We start from the raw sequence: 19,294 nt of genomic DNA on the forward strand, positions 1-19,294 counted from the left end.
TTATAAAAAGTTTGCTTTTGTAATTTTGCTTAACTCTTCACTTACTTTAAAAATTTTTCCTCTTATATTTTTATATCCAAAACTCTCAAGTCTTTTTGTATGTTTTTCCAAATATCTTTTTGCATCAGCTTCATTTGAAAATAAATAAATTCCACCAGCTTCTTTTGTAGTTTCACTTTCAGTCCAAATTTTCCAAAGTAATCCCTCTTCATTTGATATATCTTTTGCTAAATCAACAAAAGCTTTAGAAAATTCTTCACCAAAAATTCCATCATGTGGAAAATCTACCTGTAAAATATAACTCATTTAATACTCCTATTTTTTTACAAAATATACTCTAAAATTGATTTTATTTCTCTTTAATCTCAAATCCACTTTTTACAATATCTATACCGTATTTTACCCTTAATTTTTGCATCTGATTTGTAAGATTTCTTTTTTTTAAATCAGATTCATACTCAAAAAGATTATAAGTATATTCATTTACTTTCGCAAAATTCAAAACTGTTATATTTAGTTGTATTATTCCATGGGTTTTATGATTATCTGTTATATCAAAAAGTTTTATCATCTCATTTTTAAAATCCATTTCATTAAAAATCCTATTTACATTTATATAATTTTTTGATTTAATTCTATACTCGTATCTTATTTTTATAGCATAAGTCAAAGGATTAACATTTGCTTTTTTTATTAAAAAACACAAATATCTACAAAGAATCATAACTCTTCTTCTTAATTCATTTCTATCAAAAATTACATCAAAAGTTCTTCCTATTCCTATTGATTTTTTTTCTCTTTCAACACTTAATTTATTATCTCTAATTCCACAAATACGATTGTACAAATCAATTCCTGGTTTTTTCCAAGAATAAAATAACTTTTGATTTTTTTTTATATCACCTAAAGTTTTTATTCCATATCCTTTTAATCTATCTTGAAAAGCTTTACCAATACCAGGAAATTCACCTATTGGAATATTTCTTATGAAATTTGGAATATCATCCAAACTTACATATTTTACTCCATTTGGTTTTGCATATTCAGTTATTAATTTTGAAAGATATTTGGTATTTGCAATTCCTATAGAAATGGGTAGATTTAACTCATCTTTTATTTTTTTCTTTAAAAAATATGCAAATTCTACTACTTCATTTTCATTGATAAAACCTGTAACATCTCCAAAAAATTCATCTATTGAAAACTGTTCTACTAAAGGTATTTCTTTTATTAAAATCTCTTTTAGTTTTGATGATAATTCGTGATATAAAGGGTAATTTGGAGCCAACATTTTTAAGTGTGGACACAAAGACAATGCTTCATTTACACTCATAGCTGTTTTAACTCCAAAAGCTCTTGCTTCATAAGAAGCTGTAGTTATTATTCCTCTTGTTTTCCCGTTTTCATCGACAAAATACTCTTTAAAACTTTTCATTCCTTCGTTTGTAAGAATATTACTAACAAAGGCTCCACTATTAGAAGATATTTCTCTAATTTCTTTTTTTGATGAAAAAATATTAAGATTGCTTCGTCCTCCAACCGCAACTGGAATATGTAATAAACTCTCATCAATACTTCTATGAGCAGAAACAAAAAAACAATCTATATCTAAGTGTAAAAACATGATGAAACTTTATCAAAATTACAAAAATACACTTCATTTTATTACAATTTGAAATATTTTTTAAAAAAATAATTTATCTATTTTTAAGATTAATAAATTATTATATTCTTGTTTATACAGGTTCTAACAAAAGGAGAGAAAATGAAAAAAATTGCACTATTAATGGCGTGTCTATTTGGACTGTCTTATGCTGCTGAATATGATCCAGTACGAGGAGAAATGTTATCTCTATCTTGTGCTTCTTGTCATGGTACAAATGGAAAATCTGAAGCAATTACTCCGTCTATTGCAGGTATGGGTAAAGCTAGTTTACACCAAATTTTATTAGACTATAAAAGTGGTAAAAGAACTGAAACTATGATGCAAAAACATGCTAAAGGTTTTAGTGATGAAGAATTGGAGCAAATTGCTTATTTCTTTTCAAAAATTGAAAGATAAAGGATAATATCATGATAAATAGAAGAAGTTTTAATAAAATACTTTTAGGAACAACAGCTTTATCTTTAGCTGCTTGTACAGGTATAACTGAAGTTTCTCTACCAGCAAATAAAAAAAGAGTTGTAATTGTTGGTGGTGGTTTTGGTGGTGCTACTGCTGCTAAATATATAAAAAGATTTAGTCCTGATACAGAAATTATATTAATAGAGCAAAATAAAGAGTATTTTACTTGTCCATTTAGTAATACTGTAATCGCAGGTATGAATAAAATTGATTATATTAAACACGACTATAAAACTTTAGAAAAAAAATACAATATTATTGTAATGCATGAAAAAGTAAAAAAAGTTGATGGTGCTACAAATACAGTTATTTTAGAAAATGGAAAAGTAATTCCATATACAAAAGCTATTGTTGCTCCTGGAATTGATTTTAAATATGAAAAAGGATATGTTGAAGGTTCTGAAAAATATGCACCTCATGCATATAAAGCAGGAGAACAAACTGTTCTTTTAACAGAACAACTTCATAGTATGAAAGATGGTGGAACTTTTGTAATGGTTGCTCCACAAAATCCATTTAGATGTCCTCCTGGACCATATGAAAGAATTTCATTAGTTGCTCATTATTTAAAAGAAAATAAACCTAATTCTAAAATTATAATTTTAGACCAAAAAAATAAATTCTCAAAACAAGGATTATTCCAAGAAGGTTGGGATAAACTTTATAAAGATATTATTGAGTGGAGAAGTGTTGAATTTGGTGGTAAAGTAGTATCTGTTGATCCAAAAAATAGAGTTGTAAAAACAGAAGATGAAGAAGTAAAAGCAGATGTGTTAAACTACATCCCAGATCAAAAAGCTGGAAAATTAGCATTTGATTCAGGATTAACACAAGGTGATTGGTGTCCAGTAAATACAAAAACATTTGAATCTAAACTTGTAAAAGATATTTATGTAATTGGTGATGCAGCTGTTGCTTCTCCTATGCCAAAATCTGGATTCTCTGCAAATTCTCAAGCTAAAATCGCTGCTTTACAAATTTCAAGAATTTTAGCAAATCAACCGGTTGTAAATCCTCCAAAACTTGCTAATACTTGTTATAGTTTAGTTTCTCCTACTTATGGAATCTCTATTGCTGCTGTTTATGAAGCACAAGAAGATAAAATAACTGATTTAAAAGATTTAGGTGCTGGAGGATTAAGTCCTGCTTATGCTGATGAAGGTATTAGAATGCAAGAGGCTGAATATGCAGTTGGTTGGTATAAAAACCAAATGTCGGATATTTTTAAATAATAAATAAAAGAGTTCTAAACTCTTTTATTTGTTGATATATTGAATTATCTTCTGAGGTGCTTCACCTATTTTTACAATAGTTGGAGCATCAATTAAATCTCTTTTATCTCTATCCAAATTAAAAGTAACTTCATAATCACCACTTGGACAAGAAATAATACTTTTTGCTTCACTTAATTTTAGTTCTTTACATCCTTGAAAATCTTCTAATGCAAATAAAGATATATTTACAATTAGCAATATAAAAAATATTTTTTTCATTTTTCATCCTTTAAATAAATCTAAGAAATAGATTTTAATTGTTTATACTTTAAATAGATTATATCTACAATTTTCTCAATTTCTTTATCATTAAAAAAATCGACAAAAGCTATTTGTATAGAATTTCTACTTGTAATTTCATCATATCCCATAGCTTGTATTATTCTTGAAGGTTTAGAAAGTCCCAATGAACAACCTTCTCCATTTGTTAAAAAGATTTTATTTAAAGCTAAAGTTCTTATAAGTTCTCTTGCTTTTATATCTTTTAAGCCAAAATGTAAAGAGTAAGCCAAAGTATCATTTGGGTTTACAAAAAAGTATAAATCTTTTTTAAATTTCTCTTCTAATTTTTTTTGAAATTTTTCTTTCATCTCAAAATTAAATTTTTGTGTTTTTAAAGCTTCAAAACAACATTTAACTGCAAGAGTATCAATAAAACCTATATTTAAAAGTTCAAAAAAATTATCTTCTTCAAAAAGTAAAACACCTGATAAACTATAACCTGTTAGTTTATAATTATCAAAATATATAGCATCACTTAAAGTGGAGAAATTAGCACTTGCATTTGAAACAATTTTAGCAGTTGTTAGTTTTTTCACATCACTTAAAGAAGTCATAATAAAAGTATCCATAACATAAGAAGACAAGAAAAGAAAATCTATATTTTTGTTTTCTAATTGAGATAAATTTATTTTTCCATCTTTATTTAAATCAATCCAAATAATTTCAAATCCAAAAGATTCATATAACTTTGCACCATTTATTAAAGCTTCACATTCTCCATAACTTACAGCAATATTTCCTTTTAATTCTAAAAAAAGCCCTAAAAATCCCTCTTTTGAAAAAGAAAAAGTTTTGACCTTTGAGAAATTAAAACTTTTTTTATATTCCATACATAACTCTTCAAAATTACTATTTGATAATAAAGAATCTAAAGAATATTTTTCAAAAGAGAAATTTATATCCAAAGGATTGTATTGAAGAGTATTTAATCTTATCAAGCTTTTTTCCCATTTTTTGTTCTAAAACATCCAAGCTGGCAATGACTAACTTGAATATCACTATTTTTTACAGTTGAACCAACTGTTTTTAAAGTAGATCTTTTTGCTTCATCCCACAACACTTTGCATTCTAAAGTTTTATGTCCCATATAATTTTGTTTTAATCTATTATAAACTTGAATATTTGGGTCTTGAAATCTTAATTTTCCAAAAACACCAAGTTCACAATTTGTGATTCTTATGCCCATACTTTTAGTAATTGTACTCATTTCTTTGGGTTTTTTACCTATAAGTCTTGCCACTTTAAAAGCTTTCAGACAAGATAATTTACCATCTTCATCTAAATTTGTTAATAACAATTCTTTTTGAATTTCATCTAAACTTATAACTATATTATCATCTATACTAGACATCTATTCTTCCACTATGAGTATAAACATTCATTTTATTTCCTCTTGCAAATCCAATAAGTGTAATTCCGTGTTCATTTGCTGATTTTATTCCTTGAAAAGTAACTGCAGCTTTTGAAACAACTATTGGAATTCTATGCATTACACATTTTACAACCATTTCCATAGATAATCTACCAGTTGCATATAAAACAGATTTTCTAATATCTTTTTTATTTATACTTGCAAGTCCCACAACTTTATCAATAGCATTGTGCCTTCCAATATCCTCAGCAACAAAAATCTCACCATCTTCTAATACTAATTCAGCTTTATGAACACATCCTGTATTATCAAAAAGCTTAGAAGAGGTATTGAATAATTTCATATTTGATAAAATATTTTTTACACTTACCTTATAATCAGTATTTATAAATGAACAATCAAAAACTTTTTCAGCATTTCCAGTAACTCCAATACAACATCCTGAAGTTAAAGTTTTTTCTTTAAATAAATTTGCATACCCCTCATCACTAACATTTGCAATTACTTCAACTTTTAATCCATCTTCACTTATAACTATTGATTCAACATCATCAAAACTTTTTATAACAGCTTCACTAAGTAAAAAGCCTAAAATATGTGCATCTTGATGTTGTGCGATACTCATAACTGATAAAAATTTATTTCCATTTAAAAAGAATTCTATTTTATCCTCTTTTATAACATAATCTTCAACTACTTCCATCCCATCTTCATAAAATTTTTCTACGATTATCTCTTTTGTGTAATCATCTAAATTATCATGAAAAAGGGAGAAGTTTTCACTTCTCATAGCTCTTGTCATGCCACTTTTCCTTTTTTATTTTCAATATCAGCCAATACATCAGGTGCAAGTTGCTCTAAATGTTCTCTTGGATATTTTCCTGTAATTAAACCTTTTAAATTACCTTTTACAGCAACTAAAGCAGAATATACAAAATCCATTAAGAAAAACATTATTAAAACACTAGACCCAAAATGAACATAAAGTAATGCTCTTTTAAACTGAATAAATTGTGCATGAGTATATGCATCTGGATGTAAAAACCAAATTAAAAAACCACTTGTTAATAAACCTGCCCCCATAGCAACAAATACTATAAAAATAATTCTTTTCATAGGTTTATATTGACCTGGTAACACAAGTTTAGCTAACAAACTATTTTTTGATAATAATTTCACATCTTTAAAAGCTATAATACTCATTAACAACCATATAGGAAACCATACTAACCCTGTAACTTCATGGGTTCCACGTAAAATATATGGAATATATCCACCCTCACTTCTTAAACTCCAAGTTATGTTGAATCCTGTAATTATTAAAGTAATAACTATAAAAACATTCAACCAAATTATAGTTCGATGAAACAATGAAAATACTTCTATTTGGTCATTTGGATTTTTTATAACAGCTTCTTTTCTTCCACTAATTGTGTACATTACACAAAAAATAGCAATTTCAGCTACGAAAACCCACCAAATATAAAGTTGTCTTTCATTACTTGCTCTGATAATTTCAGGAGCAATTGCTTCATAATTTGGTCCAAATGCTGCATTTACCATAGCTTTATAATTAGAATCTGGAGGAGTAATAACTCCATCCAAATTTCCGCCTGTAATTATATGAATTGTATATTTTATTAAATATTCCCAATCTATAATCATTAGAAAATTAATAAATACAAATCCTACTAATCCAAGCCCAAGAAGAGTGAAAATATATGCCTTATTTTTTTCAAAAAATGAGCTATTTTCCATATTATTTCCTACCATCCGTATGAATCAGTGGCAATACCCTTACCTTGAGTAGTAGCTCTATATGTTTTTATTAAAGCAACTTCATCAGCATCACCTACAAGTAAGGCTTTTGTTGAACACATAGCTGCACACATAGGTACTTTACCTTCACTAATTCTATTTTGTCCATATTTATGGAACTCTTCAGGAGAGTTTGTCTCTTCAGGACCTCCTGCACACATAGTACATTTATCCATTTTTCCTTTTGTTCCAAATGCACCATCCCTTGGGAATTGTGGAGCACCAAAAGGACAAGCGAATAGACAATATCCACAACCTATACATTTATCTTTATCATGTAAAACAATACCATCTGTTCTAATGTAAAAACAATCTGTTGGACATACTTGTTGACAAGGAGCATCACTACAATGCATACAAGCCATAGATAAAGAGATTTCTTTACCTACAACACCCTCATTCACAGTGATTACTTTTCTTCTATTAACTCCAACTGGAACTTCATGAGCCTCTTTACAAGCTACAACGCAACCATTACAATCAATACATAAGTTTTCATCACAATAAAATTTCATTTTTGAAAAATCTACAGTTTTACTCATAACTACTCTCCTATGCTCTTTCTATTCTTACCAAAGAACATTTAGTCTCTGGACAAGAAGTCTGTTGGTCGTAACCATAACTTGTAACTTGGTTTGAACTTTCACCAAGTCCAAAAGGTGCAGTTTGTGCAGGATATCTATCTACTAAACTTTCACCACTCCAAACTCCTGAGAAATTTTGAGGTAAGAACACTGAATTCTCATCTACTCTTAAACTATATTTACATTTAATTTTGATTTTTCCTCCACCAGTTCCATAAACCCACATCATTTCATTATCTTTAAGTCCAAGTTTTCCAGCTAAAGTTGGATGTAATTCTCCATACATTTCACCTGAAAGTTCTGATAAATATTTAGATGCTCTTGTTTCTGTTCCTGTTCCCATATGTTCAACAAGTCTTCCTGAAACAATATTGATTGGATAATCTTTCAACCAATCTTGTGCATTTTGTTCACTTTCATATCTAACATCAACTCTAAAGTGGTTAAGTTTATCTTTGATTGCTGGATATTTAGATACTAAATCTGGTCTAAATGTGTGTAATGGTTCTCTATGTTTTGGAATTGGATCAACAAATTCCCAAACAATAGTTCTTGCACGTGCATTTCCATAAGGAGCAAGTCCCGCTTGAAGTGCATATTTTACTAAAATTCCACTATCATCATTTTTCCAGTTTTTACCTTCAACTAATTTTTTCTCATCTTCAGTTAAAGTAATTCCTGCTAATTCTTCAATATTTTTAGCTGTAATCTCATCGTATCCACCTTTGATTCTTGAACCAACAGGTGCAGAACCATCAGCTGCTAACAAGCTTTTTCCATCTCTTTCAACACCAAATCTTGTTCTAAATCCCATACCACCTTGAGAAACTGGTAAATTAATATTATATAAAACTGGGCTTCCAGGATGTGATTCATCCCAACAAGGCCAAGGTAATCCATAATACTCTTTTTCAGTTACGCCTCTTCCTTTTAATGAAGTAGAGTTAAATAGATGCCAATTTTCTTGATGTTTTTTAATTCTTTCAGCCGTTCTTCCTTGCATTCCAATAGTTTTTAATGCTTTTGCAATTTCGTTTGTTGCATCTTCTGGCCAAGTAAATTTATCACCTTTACCCATACCTGCAATAAATTCATTATAGAATCCCATTCTTTTTGCAAAGTCAAATAAAATATCATGGTCAGTTCTTGATTCATATAATGGCTCAACAACTTTAGTTCTCCATTGTGCAATTCTTGAAGTATTTACAACTGTTCCTTCTGTTTCAACTTGTGAAGCAGCAGGTAATAAGAACATATTATCCTTTCTTGTTGTAATAACAGCAGCATCATTTACATAAGGATCAATAAATACAACTAATTCTAAATTATCTAAAGCCTCTTTTACTTTATGTGTTTGAGTAATAGTTGAAATACCATTTCCAATACAAACTAATGCTTTTAAAGGAGTTCCTGCGTTATTTTTAGCATTTGCATCATCAACAACATTATGAATCCATAAAGATAAACTATTACCTTTTGCTTGCATCATTTCAGGAGCTTTAAATCTTCCTTTTAACCATTCATAATCAACTTTCCATTGTTTTGCAAAGTATTTCCATGAACCTTCAGCTAATCCATAATATCCTGGTAATGTATCAGCAAGACAACCCATATCAGTTGAACCTTGAACATTATCATGACCTCTTAAAATATTACATCCACCACCTGGTTTTCCTAGGTTTCCAAGAGATAATTGCATGATTGAACCAAGTCTTGTATTTGATGAACCAATTGTATGCTGTGTCCATCCTTGATTCCAAATTAAACATCCTGGTTTTGCACTTGCAAAAGCTGTTGCTGCTTGAATTAAAATCTCTTTAGGACATCCTGTTATATCTTCTACGTGCTCAGGAGTATACTCTTCACACTCTTTGAAAATATCATCCATTCCAAAAACTCTTTGTTCAATAAATGATTTATCGTACCAATTATTTTCTCTAATAAGTCTAATAATTCCGTAAAGGAATGCTATATCTGTACCTGTTCTGATTCTACAATAAAGATCTGCTTTAGCAGCAGTTTTAGTAAATCTTGGATCTACAACTATAATTTTTGCACCATTTTGCTCTTTTGCTTTCAAAATATGTTGCATAGCAATAGGATGGTTCGCAGCAGGATTAGCACCCATAATTATAATTGCTTTTGAGTTTTGCATATCACCTAAATGATTTGTCATAGCTCCATAACCCCATGTATTTGCCACACCGGCAACTGTTGGACTATGTCAAATTCTAGCTTGGTGATCTATGTTGTTTGTTCCAAACATTGCTGCAAATTTTCTAATATAATAAGCTTGCTCATTACTTACTTTTGCAGATCCTAAAAATTGAATTGCATCTGGACCAAATTTCTCTCTTAAAGCTACTAACTTATCAGTAATTTTACTCATAGCATCATCCCATGAGATTCTATTCCATTTTCCAGCTACTTTTTCAATAGGATATTGTAATCTATTTGTTGCTCTGATTTTATCAATCATATCAGCACCTTTACAACAATGTCCACCATGACTAATTGGATGGTCTTGAGCAACTTCTTGTCTAACCCATACACCATTATGAACTTCAGCGATAACACCACAACCAACTGAACAATGCGAACAAATAGTCTTAATCAATTTTGAACCAGGGAAAGGGTTTCTAACCTCTTCTTCTGTTGCATTTCTTAAAACTTTTTCTGTACTTGCAAAGGCAGATGTTGCTGTTACTGCTGTTGCAAGTGAAGCCATCTTAAGAAAACTTCTTCTTCCAAAGCTTTTCAGCATTTCCATTAAATCCTCCTTTTAATTTACTTTTATTTTGCAGCGTCGTAAAACGTATTCCAATTCGCTGTTTTTTTATAAAGTATCTCTTTTTTTGTAGATGTTCCTACTACTACACCGTTACCAACATTGCTTCCAGCACCTCTGTCTTTACTTTCAGTAGTTGCTGCAGTTGCAACAACAGATCCAGCTAAAACAGAAGCAGCTATTCCAGCTCTTTTGATAAAGTTACGTCTTTCATTTAACTTATCGCTCATGATAACTCCTTTCTTCAATTGGGTAAAAGCCCCTTTAAAAATTTATAAAACTCTTAAAGGGACTTTTTATTCCTAAATTATCTATTTAATTTAGGAATATCCAAATAAGCTCTTTCAAAATTACAGAAATTAGCAAGTATTACTCCAACTTGACTATAAATTTTGCTAGAACTTCCTATTAATTTATAAAATAATTCATCACAATAAGGATTTATTACCTCTTTAAATAACTCTTTTTGTAAATCTTCTTTAATCTCTTCTTTGATTTGTTGCTCTAATAAATAAGAAGCTAATGTAAAAATAAAACCATAGTGATCTTCAGGAGCTTTAAATGAGTTTTCATCTCTTCTAATTTTAGTTTTAGCTAATACATCTTTTACTTTTAATTGCATCAAGCCACCCTCTCTTTGTTCATGATACCAAGATGCACTCAATGATACAAACTCTCCAAAAGGAACTATAAACAACTCTTGATAATCAATATACAATTTATCAAAACCATTAGTTTCTAAATAATTCAAAATCTCTTTTGCGGCAATACAAACATCTTCATCAAAAGAGTTAGTAGAAATAATCTGTAATGCCTCTTTCAATTCTTTGTTTGAATTTTTTACATACTCTTCAACAAACAATAAAGATAAAGTGTTATACAAAAAAGCCCTAGCTTTATTTATTTCTACGTTATGCATCTAATAATCCTTGTTTTATCATCAATTTAGCTTTACAATCTTCACAGCAATAAAGTGTTCTTTTTTTAGTCTCACTAACTTTCGCAAAAATTGGTCCCATGATTGAAGCAATTTTTTCAATAGCTTTAGTTGTTGCAAACTCTTTTCCACATTCAACACAAGCAAATAAACTATCTTTTGCTAAAATATTCTCTTTAAACCACATAGGTTGAAGTTGAATTTCATCTCTTTTTATAGTTAAACAATCTTTTTCAGGACAAGTAACTTCACAATAACCACAAGCTGTACACAAACTTGGATTAACTCTTAATGTAAAATCAGTTTGGTTGGCAAATATTGCATCAACATTACAGGCTCCAACACATGACATACACAAAGTACAATTAGAATCGTTTACTTCCACTGTTCCATAGTGAACAAATTTAGATGTTTTTACAACTCCTAAATCCTCATTTTCAACTATTTTTTGTAATCTTTGAGAGAATACTTCTCTTTTTTTTAGTCCTTTTTGGTTGAAGTTAAAATATGAATCCTCAACAAATGAAACATTTGAAATAGCCTCTTCTAACTCTTGCGTATTTGTAACCAAAAATATAGCTTCAATATTATATTTTCTTCTGTAAATCTCATTTAAAATATCTATTGATTCTTTTGTTCCTATAGAAATTGAATCACTAAAATATATTAGCTGTGAACCTGATAGTTGTAAAAGAGTTAAAAGTGAACTTTCATCAAAAATATCACCTTCACAAAAAAAAGGTAAAACATTCTGCTTTAAAGCTATCTCTAAATTAGAAATATCAACTTTTGACGAAACAATAAAAGGATGTTTATTTTTATAAAACTGACTAATTTCATATAAAGAATCTCTATTTGTAACAGCACTATCTAAAGAACCACTTGGACAAACACTTACACAATCACCACATGAAATACACTCAATAGGAGAAAAAATCAATTTCTTATTTTTATCATTTTTTATAATTGCAGTTGTGGGACAAACTTCAACACAAGCAGAACAAATTTCAACTCTTCTTTCATCATATTGACAAATACTTTGATTATAAGTAGTAAATTTTTTATATGAATATGAATTTATATTTGCTTTTAATTTTTCAATAACCTCATCTATATTTGAAATATTAATATCAAATATCCCTGTTTGTTTTAATATCTCTTCTTTAGCATCAAAATAGACTATTTGAGAAACATTTAAAACAATATCCTCATCTTCATCATTTACAGTAACTTGAAGATTTCCTATATTTCCATTTATGTTTTTCAAGATTTTTTCTTCTATAGAAAAAATTTCAAAATCACTAACATTTACTTTTTTTATAAATTCATCATATTGTTCTTCGTTATTTGTAATTAATAAAATCGTGTTAGAAACTTCTTGGAAATATGAAATATCTTGTGAAAAATCATATTTAGTAGCAGCTATTTCATAAAGTTTTGAAACATTTTTGATTTTGTCTGATAGATTATCTTGTGAATTCTTAATATAAAAATCTATTTCTTTTGAAACTAACTCACAATTTATTTCATCTGTATTTGAAATAATAAAATTCTTATCTTTGGTATCTTCAATATTTGTAGTTACAAATATCTCTTCACCAACGGGAAAATCAAGTCCCAGAGGATTGTAATATATAAACTCTTGCATAAACTATGCCCTTTTTTAGTAAAAAATATTTTACCTATTTTATAGCTATAAAAATTAATTTGAACTTAATCAATAAAATATTTTTTACCTTTTTACTTTAAAGCTTATTTTTTGTAAACTTTCTCATGTCAAAAAAACTATTTATATTTACTTCTATCTTTATTCTATTTTATTTATTTATAAAAGATGATGTTTTTGAAGATAAAACTATTTCAATTGGAACATCTATCCCAAATACTGGAATTATAAAATCTTGGGGAGAAGCTGTTTACAGTGGTGCAAATGCTTATTTTTCTTATACCAATGAAAACAATATAATAAAAAATAAAAAGATAAATTTTTTAGTTTATGATGATAAATATGAACCTGAATTAACCTATGAAAATACTCAAAAATTAATTTATAAAGATAAAGTTTTTGCTCTTTTTGGTTTTGTAGGAACTCCAACAGTTAAAAGAGTTTTACCTATTTTATATGATGAAAACATTCCATTTTTTTCATCTTTTACAGGAGCTTCTTTTTTAAGAGACGAAAAAAATAAAAACTTTATAAATTTTAGAAGTTCTTATGAGCAAGAGATAGAGACTTTAATAAATTATTTAAATAGTATAAAAAAATTAAATAAGATTGCAGTTTTTTATCAAAATGATGATTATGGTGAAGAGGGGTATATCTCTTTAATAAACTCTTTAAAACAAAAAAATCTGAAACTTATAGCAGAAGGTTCCTATAAAAGAAATACTCTTTCAATAAATCACGCTTTTAATGAAATAGAGGATGCAAAACCTGAAGTTATTTTTATGATAGGAGCATATAAAACAAACTCTTTATTTATAAAAAAAGCAAAAGAAAATGAAAATCTAAAAGATGCAATATTTTGTACTATCTCTTTTGGTGATGCAAATTCAATTGTAAAAGAGTTAGAAAATTTAAATTCAAATACTAAAAACATAATCTTTTCTCAAGTAGTTCCTAGTTACACAAACAAAAATCTTCCTGTGGTTATTGAGTATCAAGAACTTATGAAAAAATATTATCCAAATAATGAATTAGGATTTTTATCTTTTGAAGCTTTTTTATCTTCAAAAATTTTAGTAAATGCAATATCAAGAATAAAAGGAGAAATTACAAGAAGTAAATTTTTGTATATGTTAAAAACTACCCCTACAAATCTTCTTGAAGGGATTCCTTTAGCTTATAATCAAACTCAATTATTAAATAAAACCTATCTTTTTGAGTATAAAAATAATGAATTTATTGAGATTGAAAAATGAAAAATTTTTTTAAAAAACTTTTCATCTATTTTGATGAATTAAACTTCAATTACAAAACAGCTTTTTTAGTTTTCATAATTGCAGGTGGGATGATATGTATAATTATCCTATCACAAATATCAATTTTTACTATGAAACAAGATTTTGATACTTTATTTGATAAAAGAACAAAAAGTTTAATGCAACTTGAAAATATAAAAGATTCATATAAAGTAAATCTTCAAGATACTTTACTTGATTTTGAAAAAGAACAAATAAGCCATACTCAAGCAATAGAAGTTCTATTTTTAGCCCAAGAGATTATAGACAAAAATTGGGATTTGTACAAACAACAAATAGAACTAAAAAATAAAGAGTTATTAACCACTTTCATAAAAACTTTTATTGTAAAAGAAGAGAATTATTATGAAAACAAAGCATTGAAAAACTCTATTATGGAAAATATAAATAAGAAAAAAGAGATTATAAAAAAAGAGATTGAAAAGATAAATCAACACATAGATTATAAAAAATTTTCAAATATAAATCTTGAAATAAATGCTATTTCAATCTATCTTACAAGTTTGATAAATTATGATTTAAATCTTGCAATAAATGAAAAAAGAAACACAGATAAGATTTTTAATGTAATTATTATTTTTTCAATTATCTCTATTTTTATAGTATTTCTATTTTCTGTTATTTTATCTTTATTAATTATTGATAATTTTAGGAAACTACATAATTCTCTTGAACATAAGGTAAAAGAAAAAACAAAAGAATTACAAGAATTAAATAACTATCTTGAAATAAAAATTTCAAAAGAGGTAGCTCAAAATAGAAAAAAAGATATTATTATGTTTCAACAAGCAAGATTTGCTTCTTTAGGTGAAATGCTAAATAACATAGCTCATCAGTGGCGTCAACCTTTAGGTTCAATCACTATGATTATTCAAAGTTTTCAAACAAAAATGTCTTTGGGAAAATTAACTGCTTCATTTGTAGATGAAAAAGTAAATGACGCCCTACTTTTAGCATCTAATATGTCAAACACTTTAGATGATTTTAGAAATTTTTTCTCACCTAATAAAATAAAAAGTCAATTTTATATCAAAAATTGTTTAGAACACTCTATTGAATTATCAAAATATTTTTTAAATCAGGAAAATATTCAAGTTATATTAAAAATTAGAAATAATGTAAAAATAGATAGTTATTACAATGAACTTTCTCATGTATTTTTGAATCTTATCTCAAACTCAAAAGATGCTTTAACTTCTAATGTTGACAAAAATGATAGAATTATAAAAATTGTTGTAAATAGATTTAAAAATCATCTTGTTATAAATTTTGTTGATAATGGTGGAGGAATTCCAAAAGAGATTTTGCCAAAAATTTTTGAACCTTATTACACTACAAAATATAAAAGTGCAGGAACTGGTATCGGACTTTATATGTCAAAACAGATAATCGAAAAACATATGAATGGAGAGATTTTATATAAAAATATTTTTTATAAAATAAAAGATGACAGGGTTTTTTCATGCTCTTTATTTACAATAAAAATACCACTAAATCAAACAAACGGAAATGAAAATGAAAAATAGAGATTTAAATATCTTACATAATTTTAATGTCCTCTATCTTGAAGATGATGATAGTTTATTAAAACATACAACTGATGTTTTAGAGGATTTTATAAATCATATATATACAGCGAAAACATCAAAAGAGGCTTTAGATATTTTATTAAATAAAAAAATTGATGTGATTATCTCAGATATTTTACTAAAAGATGAAAATGGAATAGATTTTTTAAAACATATAAAAAGTAAAAATATCAATGTTCCAACTATTCTTACAACTGCTCACACAGATACAAACTACTTACTTGATGCTATAAAATTAAAAGTTGAAAACTACATAGTAAAACCTATAAATATAAAAGAGTTATTAAACTCTTTACATGATGTATTACTTCCAGTAATTCAAGAAAAAGAGATAAGAAAAAACAATAATGTAATAAAAACAATTTCAGCAATTACAGATAGTAAACAAGTAGAAATTGTGAAGTTTATTATAAATAGTTTAGATAATGAAAATCTTTTTGTAGCTTCATATACTGATATTATGGAAAACTTTTCTATTTCAAAACCTACACTAATCAAACTTTTTAAAGATTTAGCAGAAAAAAATATATTGGTAAAAATTCAACACAAAACTTACAGATTCAATGAAAAGAGTTTAAATGACAACTAAATTAAAAAATATTTATAAAATCTTTGGACCAGGGATTTTGATGGCAACGGCTGCTATTGGTGGTTCACATTTAGTTGCATCAACACAAGCAGGAGCTTTATTTGGTTGGGGTTTAGCTATTTTTATACTTTTAATAAACATTTTTAAGTACCCTTTTTTCTTAGCAAATGTTCAATATACAATGGCTACAAAAAAAAGTTTAATAGAAGGTTATGCAACTTTAGGAAATGGTTGGCTTTGGTTATTTACAGTTTTAGCTGTTATTGCTGCTGTTGTAAATACTGCTGCTGTATCAATGTTTGCAGCAAGTTTATTAGGATATTTCATACCTATTCAACTAACTTTAAATTTACTTAGTTTTATTATAATTTTTGGCTGTTTACTCATACTTATAGCAGGAAAATATCATCTTTTAAATAATGTTTCTAAAATTATTATGATAACTTTAAGTATCTCTACAATTATAGCTGTTGTTATGGCTGCTACAAAAGAAGTTACTGTTGTAGAAAATTTTATTTCTCCATCACCTTGGACACTTGCAAGTTTAGGATTTATAGTTATTATGACAGGTTGGATGCCAGCACCAATAGAAGTTTCAAGTATTAGTTCTCTTTGGTTAAAAAGTCAGATGAAACAAGAAAGCATAAACTATAAAAATGCTTTGTTAGATTTTAATGTAGGATATTTTATAACTGCATTTTTAGCTCTATTTTTTCTAGCTCTTGGTGCTTTAGTTTTACATGGAAGTTCTTATGAGTTTAAAGATGGTATTGCATTTTCTCATCAACTTGTATCTATGTACACTTCTGTAATGGGTGAATGGTCAAGACTTCTAATAGCGTTTATTGCTTTTGCTTGTATGTTTGGAACATCTATAACTGTTATTGATGGGTATGGAAGAGCTGTAGCAGAAGCTTTTTCTTTGATAAAACGTAAAAAGTCAGCAAATAATACAAATGTTATGATATGGACAATTATTGTAGGAATAATTGGATTTTTGATAATATTATATTTTACAAGTTCTTTGCGAGCTATGCTTGATTTTGCAATGATTCTATCATTTGCAACAACTCCGATTTTTGCACTTTTAAACTACAAATTAGTAAAAAGTACAACTCTTCCAAAAGAGTTAAAAAATGGAATATTTTTAAATATCTTGTCAATTTTTGGGCTAATATTTTTATTTGGATTTTTAGTTTTATTTATAATTTACAGATGGTTCCCATCTATTTTAGGAATCTAAACTTACTTTTCATACGCTTTTGTAGAAATTTCTACACCTTCGTATGAAGTTGTTTTTATAGCTTTTAAAATCTCATCTATTTTTAATTTTTCATCATAAACCACACTTACTTCTTTTGTATTAAGTCTTGCACTTACTTTTTGCACTCCATCAAGCTCTTTTATAGCTTTTTTTACAGCTGTTGTACAAAGTGGACAATGCATTCCTTCTACTTTAAAAACCGAAATATTTGAAGCAAATATAAGATTTGCCAACATTAAAAATAAAATAAAAATTTTCATAATCTAATCCATAAAATAAGGTATTAATTCAGGGTAAAAAAGTAAAGCAATAACAACTATAAAAAATATAGAAAATAAAATATATTGTTTAAAAAGCTCTTTTTTCGTACATTTGCAAGAAATTTTTTTCTTAAAATTAAAAAAAGCAAATAAAAAAAATCCTATTGTCAAAATCGCAAGGGGAATTCTTGTGTATTCTAAAGTTGTAAAGTAAGTTAAAACTCCACTTGAAACTCCAAAAAAAAGAAATAAAAAAGCAGGTAAACAACAAAGAGTTGATAATAGTGCAGTAAAAACTGCACCAATTATCGCTAAACTATTTTTTTTCATACTCTTTCTTGAGAAGTATATGTATAAACAAACTCTTTTGGTTTATAATAATCAAGAGCATCTTCTCCAACTTCTGCATAAGGATAACCTAACATATTTAAAGGATATTGAGCTGGTTTTGGAGTTAAAATAAAATCTCTTGCACTATTAAATGCAACCCAATTCATCTCCCAAGAACCAAAGAAATACTCTTTTGTATCTTTTAATTTTTTATCTTCATTTGTTAATTTTTCTGCAAGTCTTACTTTTGTAACATCAGCAGGGTCTGTTGGAACCCATCCTAATCCATCTACATAAAATTCAGCTCTACAATGTTGTGCACCTGTAATATCTGCAAAACCTTTGTCATTTGCTTTTCCACAAGCATTTGAGATTTTTGATTGCCCTGCTCTTATTCCAAAAATCTCTCTTGCTGGAATTCCTGCATTTCTTAATAAACAAACAAACACTGAACTAATATCTGTACATTTTCCACCATAAATTTTTTCTTCAATTGATTTTTTAGCATCACCAATTCCGCAACCAACTACACTTTCATCTCTGTACATAGTAGTAACTGTCCAATCATAAATAGCTTGTGCTTTTTCTAATGGTGTTTTAGCATTTTTAGTAATTTCATTTGCATATTTAGTCAACCCTTCTGTAACAGGGATATGTTTTGTTCCTTCTAAATATACTTTTATATCACTTGGATAGTTTGTGTTTGATGTTGCTTTTGAAAAATCTGTTGTTCTTTCTTGCATAATTACATCAAAGTTCACTTCTAATTGTGATTTTTCTTGCGATTTTTCCCATTTTACATATAAAACTCTTGTGTCATATTCATTTTTCACAATTGTTGCTTCACTAAAGTTTCCTTTATAAGAAAAAGCAACTACTTGATGGTAACTTTCATCTTTTGGAAGTGGTACCCAAAGTTGAGTGATTTCTTGGCTTGGATTAAAAGAGTAGTTATTTGTAACACTAAATTTTCTAGGAGTTTTAGTAATTCCAAATGAATTTGTTTCCTCTTTTGCAAATGCAAAATGTGGAGCTAAAATAGCAGCACTTGATAAAGCAGCCGTTGTTTTTAAGAATGTTCTTCTTTGCATGAGATAAAA

The 19,294-nt window shown here is 27.7% G+C and carries 21 protein-coding genes; 6 read left to right on the forward strand and 15 right to left on the reverse strand.

Annotation, left to right across the window (positions count from 1 at the left end):
• Both AAQM_RS08510 and AAQM_RS08515 read right to left on the reverse strand, forming a co-directional pair.
• Positions 1–306 carry a monooxygenase gene (locus tag AAQM_RS08510; protein WP_129095947.1) on the reverse strand — a complete coding sequence of 102 codons (306 nt, stop codon included), beginning with the start codon at positions 304–306 and terminating at the stop codon, positions 1–3.
• Between the two features lie 43 nt (positions 307–349).
• Positions 350–1,624, reverse strand: a complete 1,275-nt coding sequence (locus tag AAQM_RS08515; RefSeq protein WP_129095946.1) for a Y-family DNA polymerase — start codon at positions 1,622–1,624, stop codon at positions 350–352.
• A gap of 141 nt (positions 1,625–1,765) precedes the next feature.
• Between AAQM_RS08515 and AAQM_RS08520 the strand changes: the two genes are divergently transcribed.
• Both AAQM_RS08520 and AAQM_RS08525 read left to right on the forward strand, forming a co-directional pair.
• Positions 1,766–2,062, forward strand: a complete 297-nt coding sequence (locus AAQM_RS08520) for a c-type cytochrome (protein ID WP_128987191.1) — start codon at positions 1,766–1,768, stop codon at positions 2,060–2,062.
• An 11-nt stretch (positions 2,063–2,073) separates the two neighbouring features.
• A complete protein-coding gene (locus AAQM_RS08525) occupies positions 2,074–3,357 on the forward strand; it encodes an NAD(P)/FAD-dependent oxidoreductase (RefSeq protein ID WP_129095945.1) in 1,284 nt (427 codons plus the stop codon).
• A 24-nt stretch (positions 3,358–3,381) separates the two neighbouring features.
• Here AAQM_RS08525 and AAQM_RS08530 read toward each other — a convergent pair whose 3' ends face one another.
• The 10 genes from AAQM_RS08530 to AAQM_RS08575 form a co-directional block, all read right to left on the reverse strand.
• Positions 3,382–3,618 (reverse strand): hypothetical protein, encoded by a 237-nt coding sequence (locus AAQM_RS08530; RefSeq protein ID WP_129095944.1) that lies wholly within the window; start codon positions 3,616–3,618, stop codon positions 3,382–3,384.
• Positions 3,619–3,638: 20 nt separating this feature from the next.
• Entirely contained in the window at positions 3,639–4,619 is a 981-nt protein-coding gene (locus AAQM_RS08535) for a cysteine desulfurase (RefSeq protein WP_129095943.1), read from the reverse strand.
• Positions 4,616–5,032 (reverse strand): ModE family transcriptional regulator, encoded by a 417-nt coding sequence (locus AAQM_RS08540; RefSeq protein WP_129095942.1) that lies wholly within the window; start codon positions 5,030–5,032, stop codon positions 4,616–4,618. Before AAQM_RS08540 ends, AAQM_RS08535 begins: the two co-directional genes overlap by 4 nt.
• On the reverse strand, positions 5,025–5,855 hold the full coding sequence (fdhD, locus tag AAQM_RS08545) for a formate dehydrogenase accessory sulfurtransferase FdhD (protein ID WP_129095941.1): 831 nt from the start codon (positions 5,853–5,855) through the stop codon (positions 5,025–5,027). Before fdhD ends, AAQM_RS08540 begins: the two co-directional genes overlap by 8 nt.
• The gene (locus AAQM_RS08550) at positions 5,852–6,811 is read right to left on the reverse strand and encodes a cytochrome b/b6 domain-containing protein (protein WP_129095940.1); all 960 of its coding nucleotides are present in this window, start codon (positions 6,809–6,811) and stop codon (positions 5,852–5,854) included. The genes fdhD and AAQM_RS08550 overlap by 4 nt, the downstream gene beginning before the upstream one ends.
• Before the next feature lie 8 nt (positions 6,812–6,819).
• Positions 6,820–7,413, reverse strand: a complete 594-nt coding sequence (fdh3B, locus tag AAQM_RS08555) for a formate dehydrogenase FDH3 subunit beta (protein ID WP_128987198.1) — start codon at positions 7,411–7,413, stop codon at positions 6,820–6,822.
• 10 nt (positions 7,414–7,423) lie between these two features.
• Positions 7,424–10,225 (reverse strand): molybdopterin-dependent oxidoreductase, encoded by a 2,802-nt coding sequence (locus tag AAQM_RS08560; RefSeq protein ID WP_129095939.1) that lies wholly within the window; start codon positions 10,223–10,225, stop codon positions 7,424–7,426.
• Positions 10,226–10,248: 23 nt separating this feature from the next.
• On the reverse strand, positions 10,249–10,473 hold the full coding sequence (locus AAQM_RS08565; protein ID WP_128987200.1) for a twin-arginine translocation signal domain-containing protein: 225 nt from the start codon (positions 10,471–10,473) through the stop codon (positions 10,249–10,251).
• Between the two features lie 77 nt (positions 10,474–10,550).
• A complete protein-coding gene (locus AAQM_RS08570; protein ID WP_129095938.1) occupies positions 10,551–11,162 on the reverse strand; it encodes a TorD/DmsD family molecular chaperone in 612 nt (203 codons plus the stop codon).
• A complete protein-coding gene (locus AAQM_RS08575) occupies positions 11,155–12,828 on the reverse strand; it encodes a 4Fe-4S dicluster domain-containing protein (protein WP_129095937.1) in 1,674 nt (557 codons plus the stop codon). The genes AAQM_RS08570 and AAQM_RS08575 overlap by 8 nt, the downstream gene beginning before the upstream one ends.
• A gap of 125 nt (positions 12,829–12,953) precedes the next feature.
• Between AAQM_RS08575 and AAQM_RS08580 the strand changes: the two genes are divergently transcribed.
• Genes AAQM_RS08580 through AAQM_RS08595 form a run of 4 tightly spaced genes read left to right on the forward strand, consistent with a single transcriptional unit; the run spans position 12,954 to position 17,583 of the window.
• On the forward strand, positions 12,954–14,102 hold the full coding sequence (locus tag AAQM_RS08580; protein ID WP_129095936.1) for an ABC transporter substrate-binding protein: 1,149 nt from the start codon (positions 12,954–12,956) through the stop codon (positions 14,100–14,102).
• The gene (locus tag AAQM_RS08585) at positions 14,099–15,688 is read left to right on the forward strand and encodes a sensor histidine kinase (protein ID WP_129095935.1); all 1,590 of its coding nucleotides are present in this window, start codon (positions 14,099–14,101) and stop codon (positions 15,686–15,688) included. The genes AAQM_RS08580 and AAQM_RS08585 overlap by 4 nt, the downstream gene beginning before the upstream one ends.
• Positions 15,678–16,340 (forward strand): response regulator, encoded by a 663-nt coding sequence (locus AAQM_RS08590; protein ID WP_129095934.1) that lies wholly within the window; start codon positions 15,678–15,680, stop codon positions 16,338–16,340. The genes AAQM_RS08585 and AAQM_RS08590 overlap by 11 nt, the downstream gene beginning before the upstream one ends.
• On the forward strand, positions 16,330–17,583 hold the full coding sequence (locus tag AAQM_RS08595; protein ID WP_129095933.1) for an NRAMP family divalent metal transporter: 1,254 nt from the start codon (positions 16,330–16,332) through the stop codon (positions 17,581–17,583). The genes AAQM_RS08590 and AAQM_RS08595 overlap by 11 nt, the downstream gene beginning before the upstream one ends.
• 2 nt (positions 17,584–17,585) lie before the next feature.
• Here the strand turns inward: AAQM_RS08595 and AAQM_RS08600 are convergent, their stop codons facing one another.
• From AAQM_RS08600 to AAQM_RS08610, 3 genes are read right to left on the reverse strand one after another with little or no spacing between them, the layout of a single operon-like run.
• Positions 17,586–17,864 carry a heavy-metal-associated domain-containing protein gene (locus AAQM_RS08600; RefSeq protein WP_129095932.1) on the reverse strand — a complete coding sequence of 93 codons (279 nt, stop codon included), beginning with the start codon at positions 17,862–17,864 and terminating at the stop codon, positions 17,586–17,588.
• Between the two features lie 3 nt (positions 17,865–17,867).
• A complete protein-coding gene (locus tag AAQM_RS08605; protein WP_129095931.1) occupies positions 17,868–18,194 on the reverse strand; it encodes a transporter in 327 nt (108 codons plus the stop codon).
• Positions 18,191–19,285, reverse strand: coding sequence for a transglutaminase-like domain-containing protein (locus AAQM_RS08610; RefSeq protein WP_129095930.1), 1,095 nt, complete (start codon positions 19,283–19,285; stop codon positions 18,191–18,193). The genes AAQM_RS08605 and AAQM_RS08610 overlap by 4 nt, the downstream gene beginning before the upstream one ends.
• Positions 19,286–19,294 lie beyond the last annotated feature (9 nt).

The sequence above is a fragment of the Arcobacter aquimarinus genome (assembly GCF_013177635.1).
GTDB lineage: Bacteria > Campylobacterota > Campylobacteria > Campylobacterales > Arcobacteraceae > Aliarcobacter > Aliarcobacter aquimarinus.

What these genes read in the sequence shown, in the direction of transcription:
- AAQM_RS08515 (WP_129095946.1), bottom strand. Translation starts at nt 1,624, where the DNA reads ATGTTTTTACACTTAGATATAGATTGTTTTTTTGTTTCTGCTCATAGA.
- AAQM_RS08570 (WP_129095938.1), bottom strand. Translation starts at nt 11,162, where the DNA reads ATGCATAACGTAGAAATAAATAAAGCTAGGGCTTTTTTGTATAACACT.
- AAQM_RS08510 (WP_129095947.1), bottom strand. Translation starts at nt 306, where the DNA reads ATGAGTTATATTTTACAGGTAGATTTTCCACATGATGGAATTTTTGGT.
- AAQM_RS08600 (WP_129095932.1), bottom strand. Translation starts at nt 17,864, where the DNA reads ATGAAAATTTTTATTTTATTTTTAATGTTGGCAAATCTTATATTTGCT.
- AAQM_RS08610 (WP_129095930.1), bottom strand. Translation starts at nt 19,285, where the DNA reads ATGCAAAGAAGAACATTCTTAAAAACAACGGCTGCTTTATCAAGTGCT.
- AAQM_RS08525 (WP_129095945.1), top strand. Translation starts at nt 2,074, where the DNA reads ATGATAAATAGAAGAAGTTTTAATAAAATACTTTTAGGAACAACAGCT.
- AAQM_RS08580 (WP_129095936.1), top strand. Translation starts at nt 12,954, where the DNA reads ATGTCAAAAAAACTATTTATATTTACTTCTATCTTTATTCTATTTTAT.
- AAQM_RS08575 (WP_129095937.1), bottom strand. Translation starts at nt 12,828, where the DNA reads ATGCAAGAGTTTATATATTACAATCCTCTGGGACTTGATTTTCCCGTT.
- AAQM_RS08550 (WP_129095940.1), bottom strand. Translation starts at nt 6,811, where the DNA reads ATGGAAAATAGCTCATTTTTTGAAAAAAATAAGGCATATATTTTCACT.
- AAQM_RS08585 (WP_129095935.1), top strand. Translation starts at nt 14,099, where the DNA reads ATGAAAAATTTTTTTAAAAAACTTTTCATCTATTTTGATGAATTAAAC.
- AAQM_RS08530 (WP_129095944.1), bottom strand. Translation starts at nt 3,618, where the DNA reads ATGAAAAAAATATTTTTTATATTGCTAATTGTAAATATATCTTTATTT.
- AAQM_RS08590 (WP_129095934.1), top strand. Translation starts at nt 15,678, where the DNA reads ATGAAAAATAGAGATTTAAATATCTTACATAATTTTAATGTCCTCTAT.
- AAQM_RS08605 (WP_129095931.1), bottom strand. Translation starts at nt 18,194, where the DNA reads ATGAAAAAAAATAGTTTAGCGATAATTGGTGCAGTTTTTACTGCACTA.
- AAQM_RS08520 (WP_128987191.1), top strand. Translation starts at nt 1,766, where the DNA reads ATGAAAAAAATTGCACTATTAATGGCGTGTCTATTTGGACTGTCTTAT.
- fdhD (WP_129095941.1), bottom strand. Translation starts at nt 5,855, where the DNA reads ATGACAAGAGCTATGAGAAGTGAAAACTTCTCCCTTTTTCATGATAAT.
- AAQM_RS08540 (WP_129095942.1), bottom strand. Translation starts at nt 5,032, where the DNA reads ATGTCTAGTATAGATGATAATATAGTTATAAGTTTAGATGAAATTCAA.
- AAQM_RS08595 (WP_129095933.1), top strand. Translation starts at nt 16,330, where the DNA reads ATGACAACTAAATTAAAAAATATTTATAAAATCTTTGGACCAGGGATT.
- fdh3B (WP_128987198.1), bottom strand. Translation starts at nt 7,413, where the DNA reads ATGAGTAAAACTGTAGATTTTTCAAAAATGAAATTTTATTGTGATGAA.
- AAQM_RS08565 (WP_128987200.1), bottom strand. Translation starts at nt 10,473, where the DNA reads ATGAGCGATAAGTTAAATGAAAGACGTAACTTTATCAAAAGAGCTGGA.